We start from the raw sequence: 17,286 nt of genomic DNA on the forward strand, positions 1-17,286 counted from the left end.
CTCAGCCCTTCTGCGGCACGACTTGGAAGTACACGGCCGTCATCACGAAGTTCGTCACGAACAGCAACATGAAGGTGATCACCACGGACTGGTTCACCGCGTCGCCGACCCCCTTCGGCCCACCCTTGGCGGTCAGCCCCTTGTAGGAGGCGACGATCGCGGCGATCGCACCGAACACCAGGGCTTTGAACTCGGCCGCCCACAGGTCGGACAGCTGGGCGAGGGTGGTGAACGAGGCGAGGTAGGCGCCGGGTGTGCCGTTCTGCAGCACCACGTTGAAGAAGTAGCCGCCGGCCACGCCGACCACCGACACCAGCCCGTTGAGCAGCACCGCGACCAGCATCGTCGCCAGCACCCGCGGTACGACGAGCCGGTGGATGGGGTCGATGCCCAGCACCTGCATCGCGTCGATCTCCTCGCGGATCTTGCGCGCGCCGAGGTCCGCGCAGATGGCCGTGCCGCCCGCTCCCGCGATCAGCAGCGCGGTGACGATGGGGGACGCCTCGCGCAACACGGCGAGCACCGACGCGGCGCCCGAGAAGGACTGGGCGCCGAGCTGACGGGTGAGGCTGCCGATCTGGAGGGCGATGACCGCGCCGAAGGGGATGGAGACCAGCGCGGTCGGCAGGATCGTGACACTCGCGACGAACCAGGCCTGCTGAATGAACTCCCTCATCTGGAAGGGACGTTTGGGCATGGTGCGCAGCACGTCCAGGCCCATGGCGAACAGGCTGCCCGTATGCCGCAGCGCACCCGTGGGGGACAGGCTCACGATCCCGCCGCCTTTCCGCGTATCGAGGCCCGCACCTGCCGCAGCGACTCCCGGTCGGCGATCGCCTCCCAGCGCGGCGGCCGGGTGATGCCCGCGGTGGGCAGCAGCCGCGGCGTCAGGTCGGGTACGCCGGGCGGCGCGGGATCCGCGTCCGCCCCGAGCTGGGCCAGCTCCTGCTCGACCTGGGCGGCGTCCTTCTCCTCCGCCATGCCGATCGGGCCCTGCATCCGGCCGCCCAGAAACTGCCGTACGACCGGTTCCTCGCTGGTCAGCAGCTTCTCCCGAGGGCCGAACATCACCAGTTCGCGGCGGAACAGCAGCCCGATGTTGTCCGGCACCTGCCGCGCGGAGGCGATGTCGTGGGTGACGATCAGGAACGTCGCGTCGATCTGCGCGTTGAGGTCGACGATCAGCTGGTTGAGATAGGCCACCCGGACCGGGTCCAGCCCGGAGTCCGGCTCGTCGAAGAGGATGATCTCGGGGTCGAGCACCAGCGCCCGGGCGAGCCCGGCCCGTTTGCGCATGCCGCCGGATATCTCTCCGGGCAGCTTGTCCTCGGCACCGATCAGACCGACCATGTCCATCTTCTCGAGCACGGTCCGACGGATCTCGCTCTCCGGCCTGCGCGTGTGCTCGCGCAGCGGGAACGCGATGTTGTCGTAGAGGTTCATCGACCCGAAGAGCGCGCCGTCCTGGAACAGCACGCCGAACAGCTTCCGCACCTCGTACAGATCGTGCTCGCGCAGGGCCGTGATGTCGGTGCCCGCGATCCGGATCGACCCGCGGTCGGGCTTGAGCAGCCCGACGAGCGTCTTGAGGAACACCGACTTGCCCGTGCCCGAAGGACCGAGCATGACCGAGACCTCGCCGGCGGGCAGCGTCAGGGAGACGTCCTGCCAGATGACCTGGTGGCCGAAGGACTTGGTCAGTCCTTCCACACCGATCTCGACACCCATACGGTTCACCCTTCAGCCGTGGAGCGGTCCGACATCTGCTCTACGCAGGGGGACGGGCCGTCCGTCGCTGAAGGGCGAAGTTTTTTACGGCGGTGTTCGGCGGAGGTTCCGCACGGCTCCTACGGGTGTGACAGCGACGCCGGGTCCGTGACGCCGGCCGACGCGTCCGGCACGCGGACACGGCCCGTGGGCAGCGGGTCCGCGGGGAGGGTCGCCGAAGCCGCGGCGGTCGGACCGGGCACCGGGACCTGGGGCACGGCGGCCGGGGGCAGCGGCAGTTCCGGTACGACCGGCATCTTCGGGATGTCCGGCACCGGTGGGGTGCCCAGCGGCAGCTTCGGCAGCGGGACCTCGGGCAGCGGCACGAGCGCCGGCGAGTGGTCTCTCGGGCGCGGTTCGGCGCCGTCGCCGTGCCACGCCGCCCGGCCGGAGGTCGGCGCGGTCGGCTGCGGGCCCCGGCCGGCCGGCGCGTCGTCCGCCGCCTGCGAGACCGCCGGGGACGAGGGACGCGAGGGAGCCGGCCGGTCGCCGTCATGGGCGTACGGCAGGATCAGGCCCACCACCGCCAGCGTTGCCGCCGTCGAGGCCACCGCCACCGCCTGGGTGTTCCCGCCCTGCGGGCGCCCCCGCCCGATCAGCCACAGCGCCAGACCCAGCGTGGCGGCCAGCGAATTCCGCAGCGTGCGACGGGCTCTCGCCAGCAGCGACTCCACTGTCCGGTAGCTCAGCCCCATCTTCACCGCGACCTGGTTGACGTCCAGGTCCTCGGATTTCAGCCAGAGGGCCTCGGCCTGGCGGGCGGGCAGTTCGTCGCTCCGGCGGGCCAGCCACTTCGCCTCGTCGCGGTCGCAGACCACCTCCTCGACCGGCGCCGGGACCGGGGTGAGCAGTCTCGGGCTGCTGCGCACCTCGGTCTCGCGGTTGACCTGCCGGTAGCGGTCCACGCACAGCCGCATCGTCACCGTCGTCAGCCACGCGCCCAGCCGCTCGTCGTCCAGGTGGGGATTCTCGGCTGCACGCAGCATCGCCTCGTGCACGGCGTCCTCGGCGTCCTCCAGGCTCATCGACCTGCGGCGGGCCACCTTGAGCAACTGCTCGCGGTGGGCCCACGCGCGCTGCCACCGTTCATGGGCCGCATCCGTCTCCGTCGTCATGAGGGCCCCTTCGCTCTCACCCGGCCGGACAGGGTGCTGGTCGGTCCGGCGCGGGGGAGATTACCGTCCGGTAGCCGGGGTTGTGGAGGGGGCGGTGTGCATCGATTCGGTTTCCCTGCTGGTCAGCCTGGATCCGGGCGGCCGGGCAGCACGCCGGAGCCCGGCAGCTCGGTGAGGTCGGCCGGCACCGGGAGCGGTGTCGGCCCGGGTGCCGGTGCCCCCGGCGAGGGCGAGGGCGACGCGCTGGGCTCGGGCGGGGAAGAGGGCGGGGCCGGCGTCCCCTGGTCGCGGCCTCCGCCGGGACGGGGCGCGCCGGCGGACGAGGCCGGGGGGCGCGGCGTGTCCGCCGGTTCGGGCTCGGAGCGGGGTCCCGGTGCGCCGCCGCGGTCCGGCACCACTCGGTGGCCTTCGAGGAAGTACGCGAACCACGCCCTGACCGTGCGCAGGTAGGCCGTGGAGTGGTTGTAGCCGAGAATCGCCCGGTCCAGGTCCGTTTCCTCGGACAGGTCCCGCCCGCCCGCACAGAGGTACCGCCCGGCCGCGAGGGCCGCGTCGAAGACGTTGCCCGGATCGCTGCGCCCGTCGCCGTTGCCGTCGGCGCCCCAGGACGCCCAGGTCGAGGGGATGAACTGCATCGGGCCCACGGCCCGGTCGAACACGGTGTCGCCGTCGTACCGGCCGCCGTCGGTGTCCCTGATGAGGGCGAACCCGTGGCCGTCCAGCCGCGGGCCGAGGATCGGGGTGAGCGTCGTGCCGTCCTCCCGCACCCGGCCGCCGTGTGCCTGCCCGGACTCCACCTGCCCGATTGCGGCGAGCAGCTGCCAGCGCAGCCGGCAGCCGGGCCTCCCGACGGCGAGGCTCTCCTCGGCCTTCCGGTAGGCCCCGAACACGGTCTCGGGCAGCGCGCCAGCCACCGGGGTCCCGGCGCCCTCCGCACCTTTCGGGCCGCTCCCGGCCGGGGACCGCCGCAGCGGCGGAAGCTCGGTGCGGTACGCGCCGTCGCCGAGGACGTCCGGCCCGGGCGGGGCCGGACGCTTCGCGGGGGGCGAGGCGCCGGCCACCGGTACCGGCGCCTGTGACCCGGCCAGTGCCGCCATGGCCGCGGTGGCGATCGCCGTCGCCCTGACACCTCTGCGCGTGCGCCCTGTCATGATGCATACCCCTCCTCGCGCCGCTGCTCCGCAGCGCTCCTCACCTGCTCTACGGGGCACCCGCGCGGTTCCGTCGCACGACATGCGGACTCTCCGCAGCCGACCGCGCGCCGACCCGGGGCCGATGCGGATTCCCCCGGGACCCGGAGGGCCGAGGACGGCGCGCGAGGGCCCGACTAACGTGGGGGCATGGTGCGACTGAGAGTGGAGTTCACGACCGAGCCGTTCGACCTGGACGAGCCGCCCGCGCACGCGCTGGCCGTCCGCGAGGTCGTGCAGAGCGCGGCTCTGGACACGGTGGACGTCGGTCCCTTCGGCAACACGGCCGAGGGCGGCGCCGACGAGGTGCTGGGCGCGGTCGACGCGCTGCTGCGCAAGGCCCTGGAGACCGGGGCCACCCGAGTCTCCCTGCAGGTCAACGTCCTGGAGGGCGAGGAATGACCGGGCTTGCCGACCACGCATTCGCCCGAGCGGTCAAGCCGCTGGTGGACGCCATGGGCGGTGTGCTGATCACGCCTGCCGAGGCCCGCGAGGACGACGTCGTCCTGAGCTGGGAGGGCGAGGAGGTCCTCGCCGTACGGCTTCCGCAGCTGGCGGACTCCCTGGACCACATCCTGGCCGCGCTGGAGCGGCAGCACGGCAAGCCCCTCGCGGAGTTGGACCGCAAGACCAAGCAGTCGGTCGTGCGGACGCTGGAGGCGCGGGGGGCCTTCTCCGTGCGGCACGGTGTGGAGACCGTGGCGAGCGCCCTCGGAGTCAGCCGCTTCACCGTCTACAACTACCTCAACCGCGAGAATGCCGCTCGGAGTGAGTAGGTGAACACTCCATGTACGCAGCCGCCGTCCGAATGTCGGGACGGCGGCTTTTCCGTCCACGAACTTTCAACAAAGTGTTGACGGGCTGTCCGGGGAAGGCGTTAGCTATCCGCAGCCCGTCCGACGCACCTTGCAGAACAGCCACGGAGGCTCCCGTGTCTTCGACTTCCGTACCGGGCCTCACCCGGTTCAACACCTCGACGGACAGCGAGGCCCAGGCCGTGCTGCACGAGGTGTGCGCCAGCTCGGCATGGGGCAGCAGACTGCTCGCCCAGCGCCCCTTCGCCACCGTCGCAGCCCTCTTCGCCGCAGGTGACGCCGCCACGGCGGAACTGACCGCCGAAGACCTGGCCGAGGCGATGGCGGGGCACCCGCCGATCGGCCGGCCGAAGCCCGGGGACCCGACCTCCTCCCGCGAGCAGAGCGGGATGGCCGGAGCCTCCGAGGAGCTCAAGGCCGAGATGCTCGAACTCAACCTGGCCTACCAGGACAAGTTCGGCCATGTCTTCCTGATCTGTGCCACCGGCCGTACCGGTGAGCAGATGAGGGACGCCGTCCGGGAGCGGATCGACCACTCGCCCGAGCAGGAGCGGGAGATCGTCCGCACCGAACTGGGCAAGATCAACCGGATCCGGCTGGCCCGTCTCGTGGAGGAAGAGAGCGCATGAGCACCGACACCACGGCGTCCGTGTCCACCCACATCCTGGACACCAGCATCGGCCGCCCCGCCGAGGGCGTCGCCGTCTCCCTGTCGGCCCGCGAGGGCTCCGGCGGCGGATGGACGGCACTCGGGGGCTCCGCGACCGACGCCGACGGCCGCTGCAAGGACCTGCCTGCACTGCCGGAGGGCACGACCCACGTACGGCTCGACTTCGAGACCGAGCCGTACTTCGCGAAGAAGCAAGCCGAGGCCCAGCAGGACGCCCCCGCGAATCGGGACAGCGGTGCGTTCTTCCCGGAGGTGGCGATCACGTTCGCCGTCGTGCCGGGCGAGCACTACCACGTACCGCTGCTGCTCAACCCGTTCGGCTACTCCGTTTACCGAGGGAGCTAGCAGACAATGACAGCCACATCCCGACCCGGCCGCCCCGTACTCCTGGGACAGAACCAGTACGGCAAGGCGGAGAACCGCGTCGTGAAGATCACGCGGGACGGCGACACCCACCACATCAAGGACCTGAACGTCTCGGTCGCGCTCTCCGGCGACATGGAGGACGTGCACTACTCCGGGTCGAACGCCAACGTCCTCCCGACCGACACCACCAAGAACACGGTGTACGCGTTCGCCAAGGAGCACGGCATCGAGTCCGCCGAGCAGTTCGGCATCCACCTCGCCCGCCACTTCGTGACCTCGCAGGAGCCGATCCACCGCGCGCGCATCCGCATCGAGGAGTACGCCTGGGAGCGCATCGCGACCTCCGACGCCAACTCCAGGTTCATCGGCGCCGACGAGGTCAGGCACTCCTTCGTCCGCAAGGGCCAGGAGACCCGCCTCACCCAGATCACCTACGACGGGGAGTCGTGGGAGGTCGTCTCCGGCCTGAAGGACCTGGTCGTGATGAACTCGACGAACTCCGAGTTCTGGGGCTACGTCAAGGACAAGTACACGACGCTCCAGGAGGCGTACGACCGCATCCTGGCCACGGAGGTCTCCGGCCGCTGGCGGTTCAACTGGACCGACGACGAGCAGAAGGCACCCAACTGGGAGAAGTCCTACGGGCAGGTGAAGAAGCACATGCTCCAGGCCTTCGCCGAGACGTACTCCCTCTCGCTGCAGCAGACGCTGTACCAGATGGGCGCGCGCATCATCAACAACCGTGCGGAGATCGACGAGGTCCGCTTCTCCCTGCCGAACAAGCACCACTTCCTTGTCGACCTGGAGCCCTTCGGACTCAAGAACGACAACGAGGTGTACTTCGCCGCCGACCGGCCCTACGGCCTCATCGAGGCGACGATCCTGCGGGACGGCGCCGAGGCGCGGATCCCGGTCGACCTGACCAACCTCTGACGGCCGCCCCGGCCGCGGCGGCCGGGGAGTGGCCCGTCGGACAGGACCGGCCGCGGCCCCGTCCGCCCGATCGGACGGGGCCGTACCGGAGACGAGGGAACAGGTGGTTTCCTTGACACGTGCACGTGGGGCGGAGACGCCCGCGGCGGTCCCGCCCACCCGGTCCTTCCCACCTTTCGGCACCCACGGCCCACGGGCCGTGGCACTCAAATCCTCCAGGGTCCTGCCGTGCCCGTACCGCCACTGAAAGCCAAAGGACGCACCGCAATGGCAGCATCGGCAGCAGCCCCGCGCATCGTCATCGAGAACTGTTCGATCGCGACCGTGGACGCCGACGACACCGAGTACGCCTCCGGCCACATCGTCGTCGCCGGCAACCGCATCGAGTCGATCGGACCGGGCAGCGCCCCCGAGGACCTGGAGAACGTGGTCCGCCGCGTCGACGGCACCGGCCACCTCGCCACCCCCGGCCTGGTCAACACGCACCACCACTTCTACCAGTGGATCACCCGCGGCCTCGCCACCGACCACAACCTGTTCGACTGGCTGGTCGCGCTCTACCCGACGTGGGCGCGCATCGACGAGCAGATGGTGCACTCCGCCGCACAGGGCTCCCTCGCGATGATGGCGCGCGGCGGTGTCACCACCGCGATGGACCACCACTACGTCTTCCCGAAGGGCTCCGGCGACCTGTCCGGTGCCATCATCCGGGCCGCGTCCGAGATGGGTGTCCGCTTCACCCTGGCCCGGGGCTCCATGGACCGCAGCGAGAAGGACGGCGGACTGCCGCCGGACTTCGCCGTCGAGACCCTCGAAGGCGCGCTGGCCGCCACCGAGGAGACCATCGACAAACACCACGACGCGTCCTTCGACGCGATGACGCAGATCGCCGTCGCCCCCTGCTCCCCGTTCTCGGTCTCCACCGAACTGCTCAGGCAGGGCGCCGAACTGGCCCGCCGCAAGGGCGTACGCCTCCACACCCACGGCAGCGAGACCGTGGAGGAGGAGCAGTTCTGCCACGAGCTCTTCGGCATGGGCCCCACCCGGTACTTCGAGTCCACCGGCTGGCTCGGCGAGGACGTGTGGATGGCGCACTGCGTCCACATGAACGACTCCGACATCGAGGCGTTCGCCCGGACGAAGACCGGAGTCGCCCACTGCCCCTCGTCCAACGCCCGCCTCGCCGCCGGTATCGCGCGGGTCCCCGACATGCTGAAGGCCGGCGTCCCCGTCGGCCTCGGAGTCGACGGCACCGCGTCCAACGAGTCCGGCGAACTCCACACCGAACTGCGCAACGCGCTGCTCATCAACCGCCTCAACCCGGTGCACCGCGAAGCCGCGCTGAATGCGCGTCAGGCGCTGCGTCTGGGCACGTACGGCGGCGCCCAGGTGCTCGGCCGCGCCGCGCAGATCGGGTCCCTGGAGCCGGGCAAGCTCGCCGACCTGGTCCTCTGGAAGCTGGACACGCTCGCCCACGCCTCCATCGCGGACCCGGTGACCGCCCTCGTCCTGGGTGCGGCGGCCCCGGTCACTCTCTCCCTCGTCGGCGGCGAACCGGTCGTCGAGAACGGCCGGCTGCTCAAGGCCGACGAGGACGCCATCGCCCGCTCGACGCGGGACGAGGCGCAGCGCCTCGCGCGAATCGCCGCGCAGGCCTGACACCCCCGGTAGTCCGGTCGAGGGGGACGGCCCTCGGCCGGCCGGCCGCGGACCCGAGCTGGGTCCGCGGCAGCCGTCGCCGGGAGGTGTGCGCCGACACGGCACACACCTCCCGGGACGGTGAACTCCTCCGTGCCGCCACCCCACGGCACCGCACACGGGCGCACACCTCAGCACCACGCACAACACCTGCATCACGCACCACTTCTCACCTCCCTGACACCCACGTCGGAGCCGACGTGTCAACCGACCGGAGGAATGCCGTGGCAGCCAAGCCAAGGTCCCGCAAAGACGCGGATGCCGCGCCCGACGACCGGCAGCACCCTTCCCCCGACGACCGGGAAGGTCCGGGCGGCGCAGAACGCAAGCACCCGGTGGACGAGACGCTTCCGCCCTTCAGGATGTTCACCAGCGGCCTCCAGCACGTGGCCGCCATGTACGCGGGTGTCGTCGCCCCGCCCATGATCGTGGGGCCCGCCGTCGGCCTCGGCGCCCGGGACACCGCGTTCCTCATGGGCGCGAGCCTGTTCACCGCGGGCATCGCCACCCTGCTCCAGACGCTTGGCTTCTGGAAGGTCGGCGCCCGGCTCCCCTTCGTCAACGGCGTCTCGTTCGCCGGTGTCACCCCGATGATCGCCATCGGCAGGGACCGCGGCCACGACGGCATCGCCGTGATCTTCGGCGCGATCATCGTCGCCAGTGTGCTGGGCTTCGTCCTCACGCCGTACTTCTCGAAGCTCGTACGGTTCTTCCCGCCCGTCGTCACCGGCACGGTCATCACCCTCATCGGCGTCTCCCTGCTGCCCGTCGCCTTCAACTGGGCCCAGGGGGGCAACTCCGCGGCACCCGGTTACGGGTCGACGGAGAACATCGGCATGGCCGCGATCACCTTCGTGATCGTGCTCGCGCTGCGCAAACTGCTGCGCGGGTTCCTGCAGCAGATCGCCATCCTCCTCGGCCTCGTCGCCGGCACGCTCGTCGCCGTCCCGCTCGGTATGACCGGCCTGGACGCGCTGCGCGGTGCGGACGCGTTCGGCTTCCCCACGCCGTTCCACTTCGGCGCCCCGCAGTTCGAGATCGCCGCGATCGTCTCCATGTGCATCGTGATGCTCGTCTGCATGACCGAGTCCACCGCCGACATGCTCGCCCTGGGCAGGATCGTGGACCGGCCGGCCGACGAGCGGACCATCGAGGGCGGACTGCGCGCCGACACCCTCGGCAGCGCGATCAGCCCTCTCTTCAACGGCTTCATGTGCAGCGCCTTCGCGCAGAACATCGGCCTGGTCGCCATGACGAAGGTCCGCAGCCGCTACGTCGTGGCCGCCGGCGGGGGCATCCTGATCCTGCTGGGCCTGTGTCCCGTCGCGGCCTCTGTCATCGCCCTGGTCCCGCTGCCGGTCCTCGGCGGCGCGGGCATCGTCCTCTTCGGCTCGGTCGCCGCCAGCGGCATCCAGACGCTGGCCGCGGCGGCCCTGGAGAAGGGCGAGAACGCGTTGATCGTGGCGGCCTCCGTGGGCATCGGGCTCATCCCGATCGCGGCGCCGGAGTTCTACCACGCCTTCCCGAAGGACCTGCTGGTGGTGCTCGACTCCGGCATCTCGACCGGCTGCGTGGTCGCGATCGTGCTCAATCTGGCCTTCAACCACCTCGGCACCAAGGCCAGGGCCGACGAAGCGACCCCGGCCGGGGCGGAGCGGGAGCCGGATCCGGTCCCGGTGCACTGAGGCGCATCCCGCCTCCCGTACGGCGACGGCGATCGAACGGCCGTCGCCGTCACCGTGGCGGTGCGGTGCGGTGCGGTGCGGGTCAGGGACGGGTTCGGGAACGGCCCGACGGTCCGCGGTCCGACGACCCCGAAGCCCCTGAGGGGGCGGTCTGCGGCCGGTCGGTCCCCGGGACCCGGGACCCGGGACCCGGCGCACGGGCCCCTGCCCCGCAGCCAAGCCTCAGTCGCCGGGCCGCCAGTCCGGCCGGCGGCCGCTGAGGCCGACGACCCGGTCGAGCAGCGGGGCGCCGGCCGGCACCGGGACCACCGGGCCGAACATGCCGTCGCGGCCCCCGCCGTCCGCGGCCGGGGCCATCAGGCCGTACGACACCCGCAGGTCCGCCTCGGCCGGGGCGTAGTCCTGGCCCGTGGCACGCGCCAGGTCCCAGCCGTGGACGAGGAGTTCGTTCAGGGCGACCTTCCCCGCGGCCGCCGCGGGGAAGGGGAACCCGCCCGCCCGGGTGTCGCCGTCCCACGCGGCCACCAGTTCGTCCAGCAGCCTCGGCAGCTCCGAGCGCCAGTCGTCCGGCAGGACCCACTCCACGGTGCCCGGGTCGACGGCCGTCGACGGCCCGAAGTCCTTGCGCGCGGCGTCCCGGAAGGCCGCGGACAGACCGAGGACATGGGCGAGGAGCTCCCGTACCGCGTACTTCGGACACGGCGTGGGCTCGCCGAGGCCGGCGTCCGTCACCCCCGCGGCCAGACGTGCCATGGCAGCGGCCACCGGGCCCAGGTCCGGCGCCTTCGCGCAGTCCGTACCGTTCGCACTGTCGGTCTCCATGCATGGGCAGACCTTCCGGCGGGCCGGAACTCATCGGCGGGGGGGCCGCACGGTGGCAGCTCCGTACGGCCGCCTGGTCCCGCGGGACGGCGGCCGCCCCTCGCCCGATCGGGCCATCCTCCGCACGGGCAGGCACCTCTGCCCCGGTGCACGCCCATACGCTCCCAAAGTGACCCGTACCACTGCCCTGAACACCGGCCTCGACGCATTCCTCGCCTGGGCGGAGACGGAGCGGAAGACCGCCCTGCCGCCCCGCCCCGCGGACGCGGTGCTGACCCTGCTGGCGCTGCACGGCGCGGACCGCCGTGCCGGCGTACCCGAACCGACGCCCGACCTGGTGCGCAGGGTGCTCGCCGAGGACCTGCCCCTGCTGCTGTGGGCGAGCCCGGACGAAGCCGCCGCCGTGCCGTCCGTGCTCACCGCGCTCGCGGACCGCGTCCGCGACGCGGGCCGGCTGAACGCCAAGCGGCACGCGCGCGTCCTCGCCGCGCTGGACGACGTCGTCCCCGTGTTCGTACGCGCCCTCGGCGACCCCCGCAATCTGACCTGGCCCCGCTGGTACGCGTCGCTGCTGCGGGCGCAAGGCGTCCGGGCGGACGATGCCGACGCGGTACGCGGCTGGCTCGCCGCGCTCGACGCCGCGCCCCGCGCGGAACGGCCCCGGCTTCCCGAGCCCCTGCACCGCTCGGACGTGACCGCAGCCACCTTCGCTGCCCGCGTCCGGCTCGCCGACGCGCTGCTGGCCGCCTTCGCCCACGACGTCGAAGGCCCCACGACGGCGGGACCGCTGCTGCCCGCGACGCCCGCCCTGGAGGCCGACCGGCCCGAGGAGGCGCTCACCTCCGAACTGGAGGCGCTGGCGGCGGCCCTGACCGACCGCTGGACGGCGGCGGGCCTGGCCGAAGCGCTCTCCGGCCCGTACGAGGGCCTGGCTCCGGGGCCCGAGGCGCTCCCGCACGTCGTCCTCGCGGACCGGTTCCTCGACGAACACCTCGACCAGTACGGCGACTCCGCCGCGCCGTTGCCCCCGCCCGCCTCGCTGCCCGGCCCGGGTGAGATCCGGTCGCTGTTGCACGCGGCCCCGCTGCCGTCGGCACTCGCGGCCGGGAGCGAGGACCTCCGCGACCTCGCGGAGCAGTGCGGTTTCCCCGGCCCCGCCCGTGACGTCTGGACCGACGGCACCCCGCAGGAACTCGTCGAGCTCGGCGCCGACGTCCTGGCAGCCGTCGTGGAGCGCATCGCCTCCGGAGCCGACCCGGCGAGTGACGCCGACGAGGAGTACGCCCTCGACGCGGCACACGTCCTCTACGGCCTGTACGCGCGCGGCGGCACCCCCGAGTCCGTGGCCCGCAAGGCGTCCGGCCACACCGACCTGACCGTCCCGCCCGACCTGGAGGACGCCCCGGCGCCCGTGCCGGCCTCGGCTCCGCCCGGGTACGAGACACCGGCGCTCGCCGAACTGTCCGGCCTGCTCGGGCTCCCCGGCCTCACCGAGGACGACCGCGCGGTGGTCGACGGCCGGGCCCGCGAGCTGGCCGCGGTGGTCGACGAGCTGGCCCGTACCGGCTGTGTCTTCCGCACCGGCGATGCGTACGGACTCACCCCGCTCGGCAACGCCGTCGTGCGCCATGTCCTCGCCGTGGGCCATGTCGCCGCTCCCGACGAGCACGAGATCGCCTCTTGGGACGCGGCACGGACCGTCGCGGCCGTCCAGTACTGGCCGCCGGCCGTCGCCGCCGGCGCCCTCACGGCGTGGACGACGGCCAGGGGCGCGACCGACGAGGTGTGGAGCGAGCTGCTGGACGCCGTCTCAGCGGCCAAGTCCGCCGACTTCTACCGCACGCTGACGACGGCCCTCTTCGACCGCCTGGACCGCGGGCACGTCCCCGACGGCCCACTCCGGTCCGCGCTCACGGACCCCGTCACCGGCGCCCACGCCCACCGGCTCCTCCACGCTCGGGGCGAACCGGCCGACGAGGGACTCGTGCCCCTCTCCGCCCGGGCCACACTGCTGCTCGAGGACCTGGACGCCTGCTGGGCGGCGGACATGCGGACGTTCGTGGCCGCCGCCGACGAGGACCGCGCGCCCGAGCCGGCCCCCACCGCACTGATCGATGCCTTCGACGAGGCCGCCGCCGGCTGGCCGGGCGGCGCCGGCGCCCTGCTGCCGGCGCTGACGGACGTCGACCCGGCGAGCGCGGTCCGCGTCCTGGAGGACCTGCGCGGACGCCATCCGGACGGCAGGGTGGCAGACTTGGCGGCGCACGCCGCGAAGTCGGCGAAGGCCGCGGTGAAACGGTCCGCGGCACGCCGCCGCGGCACGGGAAGGTGAGGGCGCTGGGTGACCGCCGCAGATGACACGCCGGTGCCGGGGACTGAGGGTGAACCGGCCGGCCACCGGGTGCAGATCGAGTACTGCACGCAGTGCCGCTGGCTGCCCCGCGCGGCATGGCTCGCCCAGGAACTGCTCGGCACCTTCGACCGTTCCGAGCTCGCCGAGGTGGGCCTGAAGCCGGGCATCGGGGGAGTGTTCGTCGTACGGGTCGACGACGAGGTCGTCTGGGACCGCCGGGAACAGGGCTTTCCCGAGCCGACCGCGGTGAAGCGCGCCGTCAGGGACCGGGTCGCGCCCGGGAGGACGCTGGGCCACAGCGAGCGGTAGCCACCGGCGGGGGCCCTTCCGCACGCGCCGGCCGGGGCGAATCCCTTCCCCTCGTCCACTTCCTCCGCCGGGTCCCGCGCCCTCGCCCCCGTGCCTCCCCTCCGCCCTCTTGCCGGTGCGGCCGGACTGTGCGATACAGGTCTGGACCAATGCCCGGCGGACGGAGGCAGTCCGGTGCAACGCCCCCTCTTCTTCCCCGTGTTGACGTGTGCGACGGCGCTGCTGCTCACCGCGTGCGGCGGCGGCGCCGGGGCGGCGGACACCCGCAGCCCCTCCGTGCCGCGCGGCATCACCGTCCAGGCGAGCAGCGCCACGTCCGTGCACGTCATGTGGGAGCACTCCACGGACGACAGCCGCGTGGGCGGCTACGAGGTCTTCCGCGCCGGCCGGAAGGTGAAGTCCCTGCCGGCGGCCACGCACATGACCGACATCGACGGCCTCGCTCCGGCCACGTCGTACACGTTCACGGTCCGCGCCCTCGACACCGCCGGGAACGCCTCGGCCCACAGCGCGCCGGTCCCCGTCAGAACGCTCGCCCCCGCCGCCGAGGACCGGCGCCCGCCCGGCCGCCCGGGGGCTCCGACGGGCCGCGCCGAGGGGAGCCGTGCGGTCACCCTGTCCTGGGGCGCCTCGACCGACGACCGCGGAGTGACGGCGTACGACGTCTACCAGGCGGACTCCCGCATCCACAGCGTGCCCGGTACCGCCACCTCGGCCCGGGTCACCGGACTGCGGCCCGGCACGGTCTACACGTTCACCGTCCGCGCCCGCGACGCGGCGGACAACTCCTCGCCGGACAGCGCCCCGCTCGACCTGACGACCGCCAGGGCCCCGGGCGCCGGCCCCAACACGGCCCCCACCGGGCTCACCGCCGTCATCCGGCGCACCGGCCCCTCGGCCCACACGGTCGAGCTGACCTGGGCCCCGCCGCCGACCGGCGCCCCGGTCAGGGAGCACCAGCTCTTCCTCGACGGCAGACTCGCCACCACGATCGTCTGGGGCGCCGAACCCCCGCCCGGTCCCGCGAAGTACACCCTCACCCTGACCGACCCGCCCGGCACCCGACACTCGCTGAAGCTGCGCGCCAGGCTGCCGGACGGGAACTGGGGCGACTTCTCGGCGCAGCGGACGGTGGTTGTGGGCGACTGACCGACCGTACGGATACGGGCCCCGTCACTCCCGGACCGGCCCGTGCCGCGCCGGCGCCGTGCCGTACGCCTCAGGGTGCCTGGCGCGACGGGCCGGTGGTGAGCGGGGCGGGCACGAACCGCACCCGGAACATCTTTGGCCACCACTTGCCGGTCAGCAGGAACTGGTCGGTGCCCGGGACGGCCGCGATCCCGTTGAGGACGTCCGCGCGCCGCCGCTCGGTCGCGCCGATCAGGCCGGCCGCGGCGATCTCCCCCGTCACACGGCCGGTTGCGGAGTCGATCCGTACGATCCGGTCGGTGGGCCAGACGTTGGCGTACACGAGGTCGCCGACGCACTCGAGTTCGTTGAGCCGCTCCACCGGCCGCCCGTCGAGGGTGACGACGACCGAGCCCTTCCTCCCGAGGGTCCCGGGGTCCCGGAAGACGAGCCGGGAGGAGCCGTCGCTCGTCACCAGGCGCTCACGGCGCGGCTGGTGGCACAGACCCCAGCCCTCACCGTCGTACGGGACCCGGCGCAGCTCGGCCAGGGTCCTCGCGTCGCGTTCGATCGCGACCCCGTCGCGCCAGGTGAGCTGCCACAGCGTCGGCCCCATGACGGCGATCCCCTCGCCGAACAGGGGCGCCGGCAGCTTCGCGCGCCGAGAGGGCGGGGCTCCCGGCCGGCCCCATGCGATCGCCGACCGGCCGGTGACGCCCGTGCTCTCGTAGAGCGTCCCGCCGGCCATCTCCAGGCCCTGGGTGAAGGCGCCCGGGTCGTGCGGCAGGGTCTCGACGACCTCCACCCGCAGACGCTCGACCGGCGCCGACCGGCCGTTCACCCCCGGCGCCCCGCCACCGGCACCGCCCGCCTCGCAGGACGCCACGGCTCCCGCGGCGAGGACCAGGACGACCACGGGGGCCACGAACGCGACGCGCATGCCCCGCACACTCGCACGGCGCCCCGGTCCGGGCGGCCGCCCCTTCTCCGGCTCACCGGGGGATTCGCCCCCATGCAGCAGTCGCTGCCGAGGCCCGGGGCCGTCGTCGCCCGGACAGGGGCGAGCTCCCGGACGGCGTGGCGCCGTCCGGGAGCTCGTCGTGCCTCTGTACGAAGCGGTCGGCCCGCTCAGCCTCGCTGAGAGGCGTTGCGCCGGCGCTTCGCGATCACCAGCGCGCCGCCGCCGAGCAGCAGCAGACCGCCGGTCGCGGTCAGCAGGGCCGCCGTGCCGTCGGACGATCCGGTGTCGGCGAGCGAGTCCTTGTCGTCGTCCGAGGAGTCGTCGTGGTCGGACTTTCCGCCGTCCCCGTCGTCGTCGTGGTCATCGGAGTCGTGGTCGTCGTGGTCGTCGTGGTCGCGACCGTCGTGGTCGTCGCTCCCGTTGTGGCCGTGGTCGTCGTCACCGCCGCCGGGGCGCCCGTGGTCGCCGTGGCCGTCACCGGGGCGCCCGTGACCGCCGTCCCCGTCCCCGTCGTCGTCGCCATCGCCGTCGCCGTCGCCGTCCACGGTCACCCGAACGGTGAGGACGAGCTCAGACTCCTCGCCGGCGAGCTGGAAGTAGTACGTGCCCTCCCTGGTGCTCTCGGGGATCGTGGCCGTCGAGTCCACGACCCCGTTCGCGTCGGCGGTCCACGTTCCGAGCGGCACGACGGGACGGTCGCCGTCGCCGTCACCGTCGCCGTCGCCGTCACCGTTCAACATGGTGTTGCTCGGGCTGGGAGAGGGAGAGGGCTTGGGCTTGGGGTCGGCAGCCGTGAAGGTCTGCGGGACCGCCGCGGACCGGCCGAGTGCCGCCGCGCCACCCGGTCCGCCGGCGCCACCGCCACCTCCGCCGACCGGCACGAGACGACCGGTGGTCTGCTCGAGCGGCTGGAAACCCCGTCCGAGGAAGTCGACCACCTGGCCGGGCTCCAGGACCAGGTCCCCGTCTTCGACGGTCAGATTGGGGGCGGGCGGGTACTGGGCGAATGCCGGCTGGGCGGCGATCAACGGAGCTGCGGCAACGAGGCTTGCGGCAGCGGCGGCCACGACGAGTCGCCGTACGGAGCGTCTGGGCATGGTTTCGGACTCCTTAGGGAGGACGCTTGACGAGTGGTGATCGTTGTTGCTTTTCGAAAGAGAAGTTCGAACCGCTTTGCATGACGGGTTTGTTCGCCGCACCCGCGGCGGGGCGTGGTCACTGCGGCGGCAGCCGGAGGGCGACCACGAGGCGGGCGAGCGCGCTGTGCCCGACCACCGGGGGCTCGTGGGCACCGGACCGGGCCCGTGTGCGGGTCCCGGGTCAGGCGCCTTCGGTTCGCCGTCGTTCGTTCACGTAGGTATGTCAAGAGCAGACACTGGCGTGCCCTCCGCACCGCCTCCACCGACACTCGTGCTCGTATTCCGTCAGACCGTTCGAGAAGATCAAGCGCTTCGATCCGTAGACATGAACCGGC

General features: G+C 72.7%; 17 protein-coding genes. 10 read left to right on the forward strand and 7 right to left on the reverse strand.

The genetic code is table 11. The annotated features are described in order from the left end of the window. Window position 1 precedes the first annotated feature (1 nt). The 4 genes from BLT82_RS02580 to BLT82_RS02595 form a co-directional block, all read right to left on the reverse strand. On the reverse strand, window positions 2-772 hold the full coding sequence (locus tag BLT82_RS02580) for an MlaE family ABC transporter permease (protein ID WP_093652106.1): 771 nt from the start codon (window positions 770-772) through the stop codon (window positions 2-4). Beyond that, the gene (locus BLT82_RS02585; RefSeq protein ID WP_093652107.1) at window positions 769-1,728 is read right to left on the reverse strand and encodes an ABC transporter ATP-binding protein; all 960 of its coding nucleotides are present in this window, start codon (window positions 1,726-1,728) and stop codon (window positions 769-771) included. The genes BLT82_RS02580 and BLT82_RS02585 overlap by 4 nt, the downstream gene beginning before the upstream one ends. A 119-nt stretch (window positions 1,729-1,847) precedes the next feature. Beyond that, the gene (locus tag BLT82_RS02590; protein WP_093652108.1) at window positions 1,848-2,882 is read right to left on the reverse strand and encodes an RNA polymerase sigma factor; all 1,035 of its coding nucleotides are present in this window, start codon (window positions 2,880-2,882) and stop codon (window positions 1,848-1,850) included. Window positions 2,883-3,004: 122 nt separating this feature from the next. After that, a complete protein-coding gene (locus BLT82_RS02595; RefSeq protein ID WP_244291795.1) occupies window positions 3,005-4,033 on the reverse strand; it encodes a lytic transglycosylase domain-containing protein in 1,029 nt (342 codons plus the stop codon). 192 nt (window positions 4,034-4,225) lie between these two features. Here BLT82_RS02595 and BLT82_RS02600 point away from each other — a divergent pair, with 192 nt between their 5' ends. From BLT82_RS02600 to BLT82_RS02630, 7 genes are all read left to right on the forward strand, one after another. Further along, on the forward strand, window positions 4,226-4,474 hold the full coding sequence (locus BLT82_RS02600; RefSeq protein ID WP_093652233.1) for a hypothetical protein: 249 nt from the start codon (window positions 4,226-4,228) through the stop codon (window positions 4,472-4,474). Then, entirely contained in the window at window positions 4,471-4,848 is a 378-nt protein-coding gene (locus tag BLT82_RS02605; RefSeq protein ID WP_093652109.1) for a helix-turn-helix domain-containing protein, read from the forward strand. The genes BLT82_RS02600 and BLT82_RS02605 overlap by 4 nt, the downstream gene beginning before the upstream one ends. Before the next feature lie 155 nt (window positions 4,849-5,003). Next, a complete protein-coding gene (gene uraD, locus BLT82_RS02610; protein WP_167745939.1) occupies window positions 5,004-5,516 on the forward strand; it encodes a 2-oxo-4-hydroxy-4-carboxy-5-ureidoimidazoline decarboxylase in 513 nt (170 codons plus the stop codon). Further along, the gene (gene uraH, locus BLT82_RS02615) at window positions 5,513-5,902 is read left to right on the forward strand and encodes a hydroxyisourate hydrolase (protein ID WP_093652110.1); all 390 of its coding nucleotides are present in this window, start codon (window positions 5,513-5,515) and stop codon (window positions 5,900-5,902) included. The genes uraD and uraH overlap by 4 nt, the downstream gene beginning before the upstream one ends. Before the next feature lie 6 nt (window positions 5,903-5,908). Further along, window positions 5,909-6,856, forward strand: coding sequence for a factor-independent urate hydroxylase (gene pucL, locus BLT82_RS02620; RefSeq protein WP_093652111.1), 948 nt, complete (start codon window positions 5,909-5,911; stop codon window positions 6,854-6,856). Window positions 6,857-7,123: 267 nt separating this feature from the next. Further along, window positions 7,124-8,515: an 8-oxoguanine deaminase gene (locus BLT82_RS02625; protein WP_093652112.1), complete on the forward strand. Its 1,392-nt coding sequence runs from the start codon at window positions 7,124-7,126 to the stop codon at window positions 8,513-8,515. A 263-nt stretch (window positions 8,516-8,778) separates the two neighbouring features. Next, window positions 8,779-10,239 (forward strand): nucleobase:cation symporter-2 family protein, encoded by a 1,461-nt coding sequence (locus BLT82_RS02630; protein ID WP_244291796.1) that lies wholly within the window; start codon window positions 8,779-8,781, stop codon window positions 10,237-10,239. A 222-nt stretch (window positions 10,240-10,461) separates the two neighbouring features. Here BLT82_RS02630 and BLT82_RS02635 read toward each other — a convergent pair whose 3' ends face one another. Continuing rightward, window positions 10,462-11,061: a TIGR03086 family metal-binding protein gene (locus tag BLT82_RS02635; RefSeq protein WP_093652113.1), complete on the reverse strand. Its 600-nt coding sequence runs from the start codon at window positions 11,059-11,061 to the stop codon at window positions 10,462-10,464. 169 nt (window positions 11,062-11,230) lie between these two features. On the opposite strand from BLT82_RS02635, the gene BLT82_RS02640 reads away from it, so the two are divergent. The 3 genes from BLT82_RS02640 to BLT82_RS02650 all read left to right on the forward strand — a co-directional run bounded on the left by BLT82_RS02640 (window position 11,231) and on the right by BLT82_RS02650 (window position 14,872). After that, a complete protein-coding gene (locus tag BLT82_RS02640; protein WP_093652114.1) occupies window positions 11,231-13,393 on the forward strand; it encodes a hypothetical protein in 2,163 nt (720 codons plus the stop codon). Window positions 13,394-13,402: 9 nt separating this feature from the next. Continuing rightward, entirely contained in the window at window positions 13,403-13,723 is a 321-nt protein-coding gene (locus BLT82_RS02645; RefSeq protein ID WP_093652115.1) for an Rdx family protein, read from the forward strand. 174 nt (window positions 13,724-13,897) lie between these two features. Then, window positions 13,898-14,872 (forward strand): fibronectin type III domain-containing protein, encoded by a 975-nt coding sequence (locus BLT82_RS02650; protein ID WP_093652116.1) that lies wholly within the window; start codon window positions 13,898-13,900, stop codon window positions 14,870-14,872. A gap of 70 nt (window positions 14,873-14,942) precedes the next feature. Here BLT82_RS02650 and BLT82_RS02655 read toward each other — a convergent pair whose 3' ends face one another. Together BLT82_RS02655 and BLT82_RS36200 are read right to left on the reverse strand one after the other, a co-directional pair. Next, on the reverse strand, window positions 14,943-15,791 hold the full coding sequence (locus tag BLT82_RS02655; RefSeq protein WP_208867649.1) for a glutaminyl-peptide cyclotransferase: 849 nt from the start codon (window positions 15,789-15,791) through the stop codon (window positions 14,943-14,945). A gap of 188 nt (window positions 15,792-15,979) precedes the next feature. Then, entirely contained in the window at window positions 15,980-16,909 is a 930-nt protein-coding gene (locus BLT82_RS36200; RefSeq protein WP_107490224.1) for an LPXTG cell wall anchor domain-containing protein, read from the reverse strand. Window positions 16,910-17,286: the final 377 nt, after the last annotated feature.

Origin of the sequence: Streptomyces wuyuanensis, assembly GCF_900103455.1 — a bacterium.
Lineage (GTDB): Bacteria > Actinomycetota > Actinomycetes > Streptomycetales > Streptomycetaceae > Streptomyces > Streptomyces wuyuanensis.